General features: G+C 62.7%; 9 protein-coding genes and 5 tRNA genes. 8 read left to right on the top strand and 6 right to left on the bottom strand.

The features are described from left to right. Window positions 1-90: 90 nt before the first annotated feature. The 4 genes from J4P02_RS10075 to J4P02_RS10060 all read right to left on the bottom strand — a co-directional run bounded on the left by J4P02_RS10075 (window position 91) and on the right by J4P02_RS10060 (window position 3,483). A complete protein-coding gene (locus J4P02_RS10075) occupies window positions 91-1,251 on the bottom strand; it encodes an MFS transporter (protein WP_426189984.1) in 1,161 nt (386 codons plus the stop codon). Window positions 1,252-1,805: 554 nt separating this feature from the next. Beyond that, window positions 1,806-1,881, bottom strand: a tRNA-Asn gene (locus J4P02_RS10070). An 87-nt stretch (window positions 1,882-1,968) separates the two neighbouring features. Further along, on the bottom strand, window positions 1,969-2,163 hold the full coding sequence (locus J4P02_RS10065) for a hypothetical protein (protein ID WP_426189643.1): 195 nt from the start codon (window positions 2,161-2,163) through the stop codon (window positions 1,969-1,971). Window positions 2,164-2,286: 123 nt separating this feature from the next. Beyond that, window positions 2,287-3,483, bottom strand: a complete 1,197-nt coding sequence (locus J4P02_RS10060; protein WP_426189641.1) for an amino acid aminotransferase — start codon at window positions 3,481-3,483, stop codon at window positions 2,287-2,289. A 336-nt stretch (window positions 3,484-3,819) separates the two neighbouring features. Here J4P02_RS10060 and uvrB point away from each other — a divergent pair, with 336 nt between their 5' ends. Continuing rightward, window positions 3,820-5,835, top strand: coding sequence for an excinuclease ABC subunit UvrB (uvrB, locus tag J4P02_RS10055; RefSeq protein ID WP_426189639.1), 2,016 nt, complete (start codon window positions 3,820-3,822; stop codon window positions 5,833-5,835). A 124-nt stretch (window positions 5,836-5,959) separates the two neighbouring features. On the opposite strand, the gene J4P02_RS10050 is transcribed toward uvrB, so the two are convergent. Further along, window positions 5,960-7,450, bottom strand: coding sequence for an MDR family MFS transporter (locus J4P02_RS10050; RefSeq protein WP_426189982.1), 1,491 nt, complete (start codon window positions 7,448-7,450; stop codon window positions 5,960-5,962). A 49-nt stretch (window positions 7,451-7,499) separates the two neighbouring features. After that, window positions 7,500-8,546 (bottom strand): HlyD family secretion protein, encoded by a 1,047-nt coding sequence (locus tag J4P02_RS10045; protein ID WP_426189637.1) that lies wholly within the window; start codon window positions 8,544-8,546, stop codon window positions 7,500-7,502. A 229-nt stretch (window positions 8,547-8,775) separates the two neighbouring features. Here J4P02_RS10045 and gltX point away from each other — a divergent pair, with 229 nt between their 5' ends. From gltX to J4P02_RS10010, 7 genes are all read left to right on the top strand, one after another. Beyond that, window positions 8,776-10,257, top strand: coding sequence for a glutamate--tRNA ligase (gene gltX, locus J4P02_RS10040; RefSeq protein ID WP_426189635.1), 1,482 nt, complete (start codon window positions 8,776-8,778; stop codon window positions 10,255-10,257). 275 nt (window positions 10,258-10,532) lie between these two features. Next, window positions 10,533-10,608, top strand: a tRNA-Ala gene (locus J4P02_RS10035). 80 nt (window positions 10,609-10,688) lie between these two features. Further along, window positions 10,689-10,764, top strand: a tRNA-Glu gene (locus tag J4P02_RS10030). A 53-nt stretch (window positions 10,765-10,817) separates the two neighbouring features. Continuing rightward, window positions 10,818-10,893 (top strand) — tRNA-Ala (locus tag J4P02_RS10025). A 75-nt stretch (window positions 10,894-10,968) separates the two neighbouring features. Next, a tRNA-Glu gene (locus J4P02_RS10020) sits at window positions 10,969-11,044 on the top strand. A gap of 183 nt (window positions 11,045-11,227) precedes the next feature. After that, complete coding sequence (locus J4P02_RS10015; protein ID WP_426189633.1) at window positions 11,228-11,767, top strand: TetR/AcrR family transcriptional regulator; 540 nt, start codon at window positions 11,228-11,230, stop codon at window positions 11,765-11,767. Window positions 11,768-11,796: 29 nt separating this feature from the next. Then, on the top strand, window positions 11,797-12,630 hold the full coding sequence (locus J4P02_RS10010; RefSeq protein WP_426189631.1) for an alpha/beta fold hydrolase: 834 nt from the start codon (window positions 11,797-11,799) through the stop codon (window positions 12,628-12,630). Window positions 12,631-12,639 lie beyond the last annotated feature (9 nt).

Here is a 12,639-nt window from a genome sequence, read left to right as displayed (position 1 = left end):
AAATTATCCATAAGGGGCAATGGCGCGATGGTAATCACAAAGGCGCGGCCTGGGAATCGTTCCGGGCCGTGCCTTGAGGGTGTTCGGGGGCTATTGCGCGGCCTTGCTGAGCTGGCCCTGGCGCACCAGGGACAAGGCGAACAGCACCACCATGGCCGCCGCTGCCGAGAGGGTCAGCGGCAGGCCGTAGCTACCACTGCTCATGGCCGCGCCGCTGAGCAATGGTCCCAGCAGGCTGCCGATGCCCCAGAGCAGGCCCGCGCTGGCGTTGGCCGTCACCAGGTCGGCGCCGCTGAAGGATTGGCCGATCAGCACTATCGCCAGGGTGTAGATGCCACCGGCTGCCGCGCCGAGGATCACCAGGCTCGGCCAGAGCAGCGCGGGGCTGCCCATCAGCACTGGCAGGCAGAGGCCGATCGACAGGGCGATGATGCCGCAGCCCAGGTAGATACCGGGGCGTCCGAGCTTGTCCGAGAGCCAGCCCAGGGGAAACTGGAAGGCGGTGTCGCCCAGCAGAATGATGGTCACCATCAAGGCCGCAAGCTTGATGCTGTAGCCATGACTGGCGGCATACACCGGAAACAGCGACAGCACCACGGTGTCGAAAAAGGCGAAGAACAGGATGCCTACGCACAGCGCCGGAGCGACGCGGATAAAGCCCAGCACCGAGAAGTTGCGGCTTTCGGCGTGAGGGCTGGGTGCCTCTTCCCGGGGCAGGCACAGCCAGATAGTGGCGATCGCCACCGCGTAGCCAAGGCTGACGATGGCCAGGACTGCCGGCCCCTCGGTGCCCAGCAGCGAAACCAGGCCGGGGCCCAGCAGTTGGAAGAAGGTGAAACAGGTGGTGTAGACCGCTACCAGCCGCCCGCGGGTGGCATCCTCGGCCATTTCATTGACCCAGGTTTCCCCGAGAATGATGATCAGCCCCGCGCCCAGGCCCATCACCACCCGCGCCAGGGCCAGGCTGTAGAGGCTGGCGCCGGGCAGCTCCAGGGCGGCCACGCTCAGGGCGCAGAGGCAAAAGCACAGCAGGTAGATCTGCCGTCGGCTCAGGCGCTGGCACAGGGCGTTGACCAGGAACGCCGAGAGCATCATGCCGGCGGCTGGCAATGCCGACATCACGCCGATCAGGTTGTTGGATGCGCCCGCCTGGTACAGGCGCAGGGCAAGGATCGGCACGGTGGAGCCGATGCTCAGGCCGACAATGGAAATGCCCAGGATCAGGGCGGCTAACAGGGCTTTATTCATGATCGCGACTCGCGCCTGAAGATCAGGCGGCAAAAAAGGTGGTGCGCCCGCTGCACAGGGGCGCAGGCGTAGGTGCAGGCCAATGCCGGGCCCATGCCATAGGTGCCGGAGCCGAAAAAGACACCATCGAGTGGTGTTCAGGGTGTCTTCGCGGGGCTACAGCAGGGCACGGCCCGGGGGCTTTGTGTTCAGCGAGAGACGCGGGGCGGGGAGAAGGTGAAGGCAAACAGGACGCTGCGGCGTCGGCGATTGATCGCACAGTCATGCTGGGCAACCGCCTGGGCAGCCGCAGGGCTCAAGGAAGGGGAAAGGCACGGTGACGGTGCTGGCAGAAACATCTTGATCTGACTGGTTGGACAAAGAGGCGCACAGCCTACGCCAGGGCTCTGGGCCAAGGCAACAAGACGGATCTGAAGTGATTTTCAGGGGGCTGAGCTTTGTCCGCATGCCTGGCTGGCTTGCGGATCGGGTATCGGGAATGGGGGTTGCTGCTTGATCTGATGTGCCGCAAGAGCAGGGCGCTCTTGTATGAAGCGGGGCAGATCAGTGTAGGAAGATGGCTCCACGACCTGGACTCGAACCAGGGACCCAGTGATTAACAGTCACTTGCTCTACCAACTGAGCTATCGCGGAATGCGCCGTATCTTACTGATTCAAAAAGGGAAGTCAAGCGCCCCTGGCTAAAAAAACCGATTTATCCGGAGTTGCCTGCAGCGGCCTTCAGCCACCGAAGGTCAGGGTGCCGAGCATGAGTTTTGCCGCCAGTGCGGTGGCGGCCAGTTGCACCAGCCACAGGGCCAGTCCACCAAGGAAGACGCCGAGGGCAATTTGCAGCACCAGGCTCTTTTCGCGTTTGCGCGAGCGTGGGTAATGCTCCAGTTCGTCGCGGTCGGCCCGCAGGTCATCGTTGTTCATGGGCTTCTCGATCAGCAGGGGGAACAGGTTCACAGTCTAGAGGGCGCAAGCAGCGCTGGGCAGCGGCGCATAAAAAAGGGAAGCCGCTTGGCTTCCCCTCTTGGTTCAGGCAGCTACTGCAGGTTAGATCACCTGCAGGATGGCCTTGGTCACCACGTCGATATTGTTCTGGTTCAGCGCGGCCACGCAGATGCGGCCGGTGTCCAGGGCGTAGATACCGAACTCGTTGCGCAGGCGAGTGACTTGCTCAACGGTGAGGCCGGAGTAGGAGAACATGCCGCACTGACGACCGACAAAGCTGAAATCGTGCTCTGGAGCACCCTTGGCCAACAGGTCGACCATCTGGGTGCGCATGCCGCGAATCCGCAGGCGCATCTCGGCCAGTTCCTGCTCCCACTGGGCGCGCAGTTCCGGGCTGTTCAACACCGCGGCAACGATGGTCGCGCCATGGGTCGGCGGGTTGGAGTAGTTGGTGCGGATCACGCGCTTGACCTGGGACAGCACCCGAGCGCTTTCTTCCTTGGAGCTGCTGACGATGGACAGGGCGCCCACGCGCTCGCCGTACAGCGAGAACGACTTGGAGAACGAGCTGGAGACGAAGAAAGTCAGGCCCGATTCGGCGAACAGGCGCACGGCAGCGGCGTCTTCGTCGATGCCATCGCCAAAGCCCTGATAGGCCATGTCGAGGAACGGCACCAGGTTTTTCGCCTTGACCACTTCCAGGACGTTTTTCCAGTCTTGCGGGCTCAGGTCGACGCCGGTGGGGTTGTGGCAGCAGGCGTGCAGCACCACGATCGACTGGGCCGGCAGGGCGTTGAGGTCTTCCAGCAGACCGGCGCGGTTCACGTCGTGGGTGGCGGCGTCGTAGTAGCGGTAGTTCTGTACGTTGAAACCGGCGGTTTCGAACAGTGCGCGGTGGTTTTCCCAGCTTGGATCACTGATGGCCACAACGGCATTGGGCAGCAGTTGCTTGAGGAAGTCGGCACCGATCTTCAGGGCGCCAGTACCGCCAACGGCCTGGGTGGTGACGACACGGCCAGCGGCCAGCAGCGGCGAGTCGTTGCCGAACAGCAGCTTCTGCACGGCCTGGTCATAGGCGGCGATACCGTCGATCGGCAAGTAGCCACGGGAGGCGTGTTGAGCGGCGCGGATCGTCTCGGCTTCGACAACGGCGCGCAGCAGTGGAATGCGTCCCTCCTCGTTGCAGTACACGCCCACCCCAAGGTTGACCTTATTGGTGCGGGTGTCGGCGTTGAATGCTTCGTTGAGGCCCAGGATTGGATCGCGTGGTGCCATTTCGACAGCGGAGAACAGGCTCATTTTTACGGCGGCTCTGAATGGAGTGTGGAGGGACGTGTCGCGCTCCAGCCGAATGCACTAGAGCGGTGCACAAACGGGGAGCTAGTATAGAGGCCATCATCGCGGGGGGCGACAGGCTATTGACCTTTTGCGCCAAGTTTTTCGCTTTATTTTTCGACCGTTAGTCTTATTGCAACATTCAGTCTGTTAGCGGATGTAGGACCGTTACCTTGAAAGCTGTGGTATTTGGCTCCACATCAGCAACATTGCGCTCTTTTCCTCGGCGACATGGGCCTTATGCGGTCTTCCGTGTTCCTGTTCACCCTTGCCGCGCACCCATGATCCCAGAGGTAGGTTATGTCCGAATTCCAGCTCGTCACTCGCTTCCAGCCAGCCGGCGACCAGCCGGAGGCCATCCGCCTGATGGTCGAGGGCATCGAGGCTGGCCTGGCGCACCAGACCCTGCTCGGTGTGACCGGTTCGGGCAAGACCTTCAGCATTGCCAATGTAATCGCCCAGGTGCAGCGTCCGACCCTGGTGCTGGCGCCGAACAAGACCCTGGCGGCGCAACTGTATGGCGAGTTCAAGGCCTTTTTCCCGAACAATGCGGTGGAGTACTTCGTTTCCTACTACGACTACTACCAGCCCGAAGCCTATGTGCCGTCCTCGGACACCTTTATCGAGAAGGACGCTTCGATCAACGATCATATCGAGCAGATGCGCCTGTCCGCGACCAAGGCCCTGCTGGAGCGCAAGGACGCGATCATCGTCACCACGGTGTCGTGCATCTATGGCCTGGGCAGCCCGGAAACCTACCTGAAGATGGTCCTGCACGTGGACCGCGGCGACAAGCTCGACCAGCGCGCCCTGCTGCGCCGCCTGGCGGACTTGCAATACACCCGCAACGACATGGATTTCGCCCGTGCCACCTTCCGTGTGCGCGGCGATGTGATCGACATCTACCCCGCGGAATCCGACCTGGAAGCGATCCGCATCGAGCTGTTCGATGACGAGGTGGAAAGCATCAGCGCCTTCGATCCGCTGACCGGCGAGGTGATCCGCAAACTGCCGCGCTTCACCTTCTACCCCAAGAGCCACTATGTGACCCCGCGGGAAACCCTGCTGGACGCCATCGAAGGGATCAAGGTCGAGTTGCAGGAGCGCCTGGAATACCTGCGTTCCAACAACAAGCTGGTGGAGGCCCAGCGCCTGGAGCAGCGCACCCGTTTCGACCTGGAGATGATCCTCGAACTGGGCTACTGCAACGGCATCGAGAACTACTCGCGCTACCTCTCGGGGCGTCCTGCCGGTGCAGCACCGCCCACCTTGTACGACTACCTGCCGGCGGACGCCTTGCTGGTGATCGACGAGTCCCACGTCAGCGTGCCCCAGGTCGGCGCCATGTACAAAGGCGACCGTTCGCGCAAGGAAACCCTGGTGGAGTACGGCTTCCGCCTGCCATCGGCGCTGGATAACCGGCCCATGCGTTTCGACGAGTGGGAAGGGGTCAGCCCGCAAACCATCTTCGTTTCCGCCACGCCGGGCAACTATGAAGCCGAGCATGCCGGGCGCGTGGTGGAGCAAGTGGTGCGGCCCACCGGTCTGGTGGACCCGCAGGTGGAAGTGCGTCCGGCCCTGACCCAGGTCGACGACCTGCTCTCGGAAATCACCAAGCGTGTGGCCGTGGAGGAGCGGGTGCTGGTGACCACCCTGACCAAGCGCATGGCCGAGGACCTTACCGATTACCTCGCCGACCACGGCGTGCGGGTGCGCTACCTGCACTCGGACATCGACACCGTGGAGCGGGTGGAAATCATCCGCGACCTGCGCCTGGGCACCTTCGATGTGCTGGTGGGGATCAACCTGCTGCGCGAGGGCCTGGACATGCCGGAAGTGTCCCTGGTGGCAATTCTCGATGCCGACAAGGAAGGTTTCCTGCGTTCCGAGCGCTCGCTGATCCAGACCATCGGCCGGGCGGCGCGTAACCTCAATGGCCGGGCGATTCTCTATGCCGACCGCATCACCGGCTCGATGGAGCGGGCGATTGGCGAGACCGAGCGCCGGCGCGACAAGCAGATCGCCTTCAACCTGGCCAATGGCATCACCCCCAAGGGCGTGGTCAAGGACGTCGCCGACATCATGGAAGGCGCCAGCGTGCCGGGTTCGCGCAGCAAGAAGCGCAAGGGCATGGCCAAGGCCGCCGAGGAAAGCGCGCGCTACGAAAACGAACTGCGCTCGCCCAGCGAGATCACCAAGCGCATCCGCCAGCTCGAAGAGAAGATGTACCAGCTGGCCCGCGACCTGGAGTTCGAGGCCGCGGCGCAGACCCGCGACGAAATCGGCAAGCTGCGCGAGCGCCTGCTGAACGTCTGATTCACCGCCATAGCGTAGGAGCCGGCTTGCCGGCGAAGAGGCACGCAAATCCTGTGCAAGGGTTGGGGGCCTCTTCGCTGGCAAGCCAGCTCCTACAACACGCCTGCATCAAGCGGGTTTCGGCTCAGTGGGCTTCGCCGGCCTTGAGGCCCTTGGGCAGCGCCTTGGTCAGAAGAATCGCCAGCATGCTGATGCCCAGGGCGATGCCGACAAAATGGAAGGCGTCGTTGTAGGCCATGATCTGCGCCTGCTGGTGGGTCAGCTCGCTGAGCTTGCCCAGGGCCGCGCTGTCGCTGCCGAATTTCTCGGCAAGCAGGGCCAGGCGCTCCGCCACCTGGGGGTTGCTCGGCACCAGGGCTTCGCGCAGGTAGTCGAAATAGGTCTTGGTGCGGGCGTCCAGCAGGGTCGCCAGCAGGGCGATGCCAATGGCGCCGCCGAGGTTGCGCAGGATGTTGAACAGGCTGGAGGCCGAGCCCGCGTCCTGAGGCTGTATATAAGCCGTGGCAATCAGCGAGATGGTGACCATGATCAGCGGCTGGCCGAGGGCGCGGATGATCTGGATCTGGTTGAACTGCGGTCCGGCGAAATCCGGGTTGAGCACCCCCGAAGAGAAACTCGCCAGGCCGAACAGGCCGAAGCCCAGGGTGCACAGCCATTTCGGCGAGACATAGCGCATCAGCCGCGGCACCAGGGGAATCAGGAACAGCTGTGGCACCCCCATCCACATGATCACCTCGCCGATCTGCAGGGCGTTGTAGTTCTGGATCTGCGCCAGGTACAGCGGCAGCAGGTAGATCGAACCGTAGAGCCCGACCCCCATGCCCAGGCTGGAGATGCTCGCCAGGCCGAAGTTGCGATTGCCCAGGATGCCCAGGTTGATCAACGGGTTGGGGCGGGAGAACTGCACGATGACAAAACTGATCAGGCTGACCAGGGCAATGCTGCCCAGGGTGACGATCAGGCTCGATTCCAGCCAGTCCTTGCGATGGCCTTCCTCGAGGAACACCTGCAGGCAGCCCAGGCCCAGGCCCAGGGTGAAGATGCCCAGGTAGTCGGTGCTTTTCAGCAGCTCCCAGTGGGCCTCTTTCTTCTCCAGGCCGTAGAGCAGGCCGGCGATCATCAGCAGGCCTGGCGGCACGTTGATATAGAAGATGTATTCCCAGCCCCAGTTTTCCGTCAGCCAGCCGCCCAGGGTCGGGCCGATGGAGGGGGCGAAGGTGGCGGTCATGGCGAACATCGCCATGCCCTTGGCCCGGTGATGTTCGGGGAGCTTGATCAGGGTCAGGGTGAAGGCCAGGGGAATCAGCGCGCCGCCGGTAAAGCCTTGCAGGGCGCGGAACAGGATCATGCTCTCCAGGCTCCAGGCCATGGAGCAGAGCAGCGAGGCAACCAGGAAGCCCGCCGATACCCAGACCGCCAGCCGCCGTGCGGAGAGCAACTGCACCAGCCAGGCGGTGAGGGGGATCATGATGATTTCCGCCACCAGGTAGGAGGTGGAGATCCACGAGCCTTCCTCCAGGGTGGCGGACAGCGCGCCCTGGATATCCTTCAGCGAGGAGTTGGTGATCTGGATGTCGAGCACCGCCATAAAGGCGCCGAGCATGGCGCTCATCACTGCGATCCAGTCGCGTCGAGTGGGTTCGCCCGCTGGACGCAGCAGTTGATCACCGGCCATCGACAGGGTCTTTGACATTGACTTTGACAGTGACCGACATGCCCGGGCGGATCTTGCCCTGTAAGGGGTTATCGGCGGCGAAGGTCAGTTTGACCGGAATCCGCTGTACCACCTTGGTGAAGTTGCCGGTGGCGTTATCCGGCGGCAGCAGGCTGAACTGAGCGCCCGAGGCGGCGAACAGGCTGTCGACCCGGGCCTGGATCGGCGTGTCGCCGTAGGCATCGAAGGTCAGTTCGGCCTTTTGCCCGGGTTGCATATGGCCGATCTGGGTTTCCTTGAAGTTGGCCTGGACCCAGATGTCCTGGTCCGGAACTATCGACAGCAGGTAGGCGCCGGCCTGCACCACCTGGCCGTTGCGTGCGGCGCGCTGGCCGATGATGCCGCTGATGGGGGCATGGATTTCGCTGCGGGTCAGGTTCAGCTGGGCCTGGGCCAGGTCGGCCCGGGCATTGGCGATTTGCGCATCCAGGCGCTTGATCTCGGCGCTCAGGGCATTGACCTGCTGGCGCTGGCCCTGCAGGTCGGCTTCGGCCTTGGCCACCTGGGAGCGGGCGATATGGTTGTCGGCGGAGAGGGTGGTGACCCGCTCCTCGGAGACATAGCCGGGCTTGCGCAGGGTCTGGGCTCGGGACAGGTCGATCTGCGTGCGGCCGAGGCTGGCCTGGCTCGACGCCACCTGGGCCTGGCCGGCAGCAATCAGGCTGGCTTGCTGGGTCAGCTTGCTCTGGGCTTGCAGGCGCTCGGCCTCGCGAGTGGCCAGGGCGGCCTGGGCCCGTTCCACCGCCAGCTGGAAGTCGGCGCCCTCCAGGCGCACCAGCAACTGGCCCTGTTCCACGTGCTGGTTGTCCTGCACCAGCACCTCTTCGATGCGCGCACTCAACTGGCTGGAGACCCGGGTGATTTCGCCCTGGACATAAGCGTTGTCGGTGGTCTCGTAGAAGCGTCCGTGGAACCACCAATGGGCCAGGAAACCGAGGGCCACCAGCAGGACCAGGGACAGGAAGATGAACAGGCGACGCTTGAGTTGGGCAGGCATGGGCAGGCTGTAGTCGAAAAAGTGTAAGGAAATTTATCAGTGGGCGAATCTGGCATATAGCCAGCGGAGGGTAAATGCCGCTTGTTGATTATTGGCCATTCATGGGGCCGACAGCGGCCTGGAGTCGCAACCTTGGCTTAAATGCCCTGCTGACTGGAGCCGGGCCAGTGTCGCCTGCTACCATTCGCCCCCTGTTTGTTCTTCGCTTTTTTATTTTTCGAGACATGCCATGACCACCGTCCGCACGCGCATCGCGCCATCGCCTACCGGGGACCCCCACGTAGGTACCGCTTATATCGCTTTGTTCAACTACTGCTTCGCCAAGCAGCATGGCGGTGAGTTCATCCTGCGTATCGAGGACACCGACCAACTGCGTTCCACGCGCGAATCCGAGCAGCAGATCTTCGATGCCCTGCGCTGGCTGGGCATCAACTGGAGCGAAGGCCCGGATGTCGGCGGCCCTCATGGCCCGTATCGCCAGAGCGAGCGTGGCGACATCTACCAGAAATACGCCCAGCAACTGGTCGACCTGGGCCATGCCTTCCCGTGCTTCTGCACTGCCGAGGAACTGGACCAGATGCGCGCCGAGCAGATGGCGCGCGGCGAAACTCCACGCTACGACGGTCGCGCCTTGCTGCTGTCCAAGGAAGAAGTGGCCCAGCGCCTGGCGGCCGGCGAGCCCCACGTGATCCGCATGAAGGTGCCCACCGAGGGCGTCTGCGTGGTGCCGGACATGCTGCGTGGCGATGTCGAGATTCCGTGGGACCGCATGGACATGCAGGTGCTGATGAAGACCGACGGCCTGCCGACCTACTTCCTGGCCAACGTGGTGGATGACCACCTGATGGGTATCACCCATGTGCTGCGCGGCGAAGAGTGGCTGCCATCGGCGCCGAAGCTGATCCTGCTGTACGAGTACTTCGGCTGGGAGCAGCCGCAGCTGTGCTACATGCCGCTGCTGCGCAACCCCGACAAGAGCAAACTGTCCAAGCGCAAGAACCCCACCTCGGTGACCTTCTACGAGCGTATGGGCTTTATGCCGGAAGCCATGCTCAACTACCTGGGGCGCATGGGCTGGTCGATGCCGGACGAGCGCGAGAAGTTCTCGCTGCAGGAAATGGTCGATAACTTCGACCTGTCGCGGGTCTCCCTGGGCGGGCCGATCTTCGATATCGAGAAGCTTTCCTGGCTCAACGGCCAGTGGCTGCGGGACCTGCCGGTGGCAGAGTTCGCCAGCCGAGTGCAGACCTGGGCGCTGAACCCCGAGTACCTGATGCGGATCGCGCCGCACGTGCAAGGCCGGGTCGAGACCTTCAGCCAGATCGCGCCGCTGGCCGGCTTCTTCTTCGCCGGCGGGGTGAACCCGGATGCCAAGTTGTTCGAGTCGAAGAAGCTGTCCGCTGATCAGGTGCGTCAGCTGATGCAATTGATCCTGTGGAAGCTCGAGAGCCTGCGCCAGTGGGAGAAGGACAGCATCACCGCGACCATCCAGGCGGTGGTCGAGTCCCTGGAGCTGAAGCTGCGTGACGCCATGCCGCTGATGTTCGCCGCCATCACTGGCCAGGCCAGTTCGGTATCGGTGCTCGATGCCATGGAGATCCTCGGTCCGGACCTGACCCGTTTCCGTCTGCGCCAGGCCATCGACCTGCTGGGCGGTGTGTCGAAGAAAGAGAACAAGGAGTGGGAGAAACTCCTGGGTGCCATCGCCTAACAGGCGGTTTGGTATTTCTAGCGCCGTCAGCTTGAGCTTTTCGACTAGGCTTGAGCTTCGGCACTGGGTGTTTTTTCTCTGGCCGAGGCGCTTGTTCACGGCCCGCAGCGAGCTTTTTGCGAGGTTCGACACGGGCCGGGAAGGGCGCAAAGCCACGGTTTTCCGGGGTGGGGCGGTAAGTGATTGTTATCCCGGCAAATTTTTTTCCAAAATGCGGAAAAAAAATTGACAGCCTTCAGAACCTTCCTTAAGATTCGCCCCGTCCTCACCGACGAGGGGCTATAGCTCAGCTGGGAGAGCGCTTGCATGGCATGCAAGAGGTCGACGGTTCGATCCCGTCTAGCTCCACCAAATTTGCAGTTCAAGGTCTGGCCACACCGGCCTTGAATCGATCAGTACTCAGCACTGGTCAGTTGTATAGAAGGGTTTGCGTCCCCTTCGTCTAGTGGCCTAGGACACCGCCCTTTCACGGCGGTAACAGGGGTTCGAGTCCCCTAGGGGACGCCAGTTTTACACAAGCGATGTTGCAAGATGTCGCTGCGCCGCGAGGCGAAAAATCTGGGGCTATAGCTCAGCTGGGAGAGCGCTTGCATGGCATGCAAGAGGTCGACGGTTCGATCCCGTCTAGCTCCACCAATTCATCTTCAAGGCCTGGCCACACCGGCCTTGAAGCGACCAGTACTCAGCACTGGTCAGATGTAGAAGGTTTGTGTCCCCTTCGTCTAGTGGCCTAGGACACCGCCCTTTCACGGCGGTAACAGGGGTTCGAGTCCCCTAGGGGACGCCAGGTTTGCCCGCTCTGCGGGATTTTTAAGGGTCATTCAATCATTGAATGGCCCTTTTGTTTTTCTGGCGTTCAGCCAATTCTCGCTCTCTTTCTCAATCTGCACTTCTGACCGGCGGTCATGCAGGCGACTTGCGGAAAATTATTATGAGAATAATATTTTCTTCGTAATATTCGGAGGCAACGATGAACGATAAAAAAGCTCAAACCCGCGAACGCATTCTCCAGGCTGCCGGTTCTGCGCTGATCCAGCGCGGTCCGGCCGAGCCGAGCGTGGGCGAGGTAATGGGCGCCGCCGGGCTTACGGTGGGTGGCTTCTATGCGCATTTCGAAAGCAAGGATGCGCTGATGCTCGAAGCCTTCAGCCAACTGCTGGCCAACCGCCGCAGCCTGCTCGAGCAAATGGATCCGAGCCTGAGCGGCGAAGAGCGGCGGGCTCTGGCGGCGGCCTTCTATCTGTCGCGCAAGCATCGCGATTCCACCGAGCAGGCCTGTCCTATCCCGGCATCCGTTGGAGAGTTCGGGCGGTTGCCGGAGAGTTTTCGCAAAGCCTTGAATGAACATATGGAGTTGATGGTGGCGCAACTGGCCACCTGCCCCGAAGACACCGACAAGGCCCTGGCCGACCTGGCGTTGATGATTGGCGGGCTATCCCTGGCCCGCGCCCTGGGGCCGGGCGAGTTGTCCGATCGTTTGTTGCGTGCTGCCAAATCGGCAGTTCTATGACCTGACGTGCTGTAGCGAGGTGGCGGATGATGAACGGCTTGAGCTGGATTCGTGGGGTTAACGGCACGCTGGGTTGGGTTGCGCCGCAATGGGCGGCGAACCGCATGCATCAACTGTTCATGACCCCGCGGGAATTGCCACCCCGGGACTGGGAGCTGCCGCTGCTGGAGAACGCCGAGCGCCTGACCCTGCGTTTCGGGCTTTCGGCCCTGCGCTGGGGGCAGGGCCCAACGGTGCTGTTGATGCACGGTTGGGAAGGGCGGCCGACGCAGTTCGCCAGCTTGATCCAGGCCTTGGTGGCCGCCGGCCATACCGTCGTGGCGCTGGACGGGCCGGCCCATGGCCGCTCGCCGGGGGACCAGGCCAATGTGGTGCTGTTTGCCCGGGCGCTGCTCGAGGCTGCGGCGGAACTGCCGCCACTGCGGGCGGTGATCGGGCATTCCATGGGTGGCGCCAGCGCCATGCTCGCGGTGCAGATGGGCCTGCACACTGAAACCCTGGTCAGCATCGCCGCGCCGGCGCGCATTCTTGCCGTGCTGCGTGGCTTTGCCAGCTATATGCGCCTGCCGCCCAAGGCGCGCTCGGCCTTTATCCGCCGGGTCGAGAAGGAAGTTGGCATGCGCGCCGCCAGCCTGGATGTAGCCCTTTACCAGTTGGAGATGCCGGGCCTGATCATTCATGCCGAAGACGATCAGTTCGTCCTGGTCAAGGAGTCGGAGCTGATCCACCAGGCCTGGTTCGACAGCCGCCTGCTGCGCTTGAAAGAGGGCGGTCACCAGCGCGTGCTGGCTGACCCGCGGACGATCGAGGCCGTGCTCGCCCTGGTCAGCGGACAGCACCTCTCGACGCGCCAATCGGCCTGAGCTTCCGTT

Source organism: Pseudomonas sp. NFXW11, from assembly GCF_049887815.1.
GTDB lineage: Bacteria > Pseudomonadota > Gammaproteobacteria > Pseudomonadales > Pseudomonadaceae > Aquipseudomonas.
Note: the sequence above shows the minus strand (reverse complement) of the source record. Positions and strands in the feature narration are given on the sequence as shown.

Excerpts from the sequence above, each read along its gene's own strand:
- J4P02_RS10065 (WP_426189643.1), bottom strand. The coding sequence starts at position 2,163 with ATGAACAACGATGACCTGCGGGCCGACCGCGACGAACTGGAGCATTAC.
- J4P02_RS10015 (WP_426189633.1), top strand. The coding sequence starts at position 11,228 with ATGAACGATAAAAAAGCTCAAACCCGCGAACGCATTCTCCAGGCTGCC.
- J4P02_RS10045 (WP_426189637.1), bottom strand. The coding sequence starts at position 8,546 with ATGCCTGCCCAACTCAAGCGTCGCCTGTTCATCTTCCTGTCCCTGGTC.
- gltX (WP_426189635.1), top strand. The coding sequence starts at position 8,776 with ATGACCACCGTCCGCACGCGCATCGCGCCATCGCCTACCGGGGACCCC.
- uvrB (WP_426189639.1), top strand. The coding sequence starts at position 3,820 with ATGTCCGAATTCCAGCTCGTCACTCGCTTCCAGCCAGCCGGCGACCAG.
- J4P02_RS10010 (WP_426189631.1), top strand. The coding sequence starts at position 11,797 with ATGAACGGCTTGAGCTGGATTCGTGGGGTTAACGGCACGCTGGGTTGG.
- J4P02_RS10060 (WP_426189641.1), bottom strand. The coding sequence starts at position 3,483 with ATGAGCCTGTTCTCCGCTGTCGAAATGGCACCACGCGATCCAATCCTG.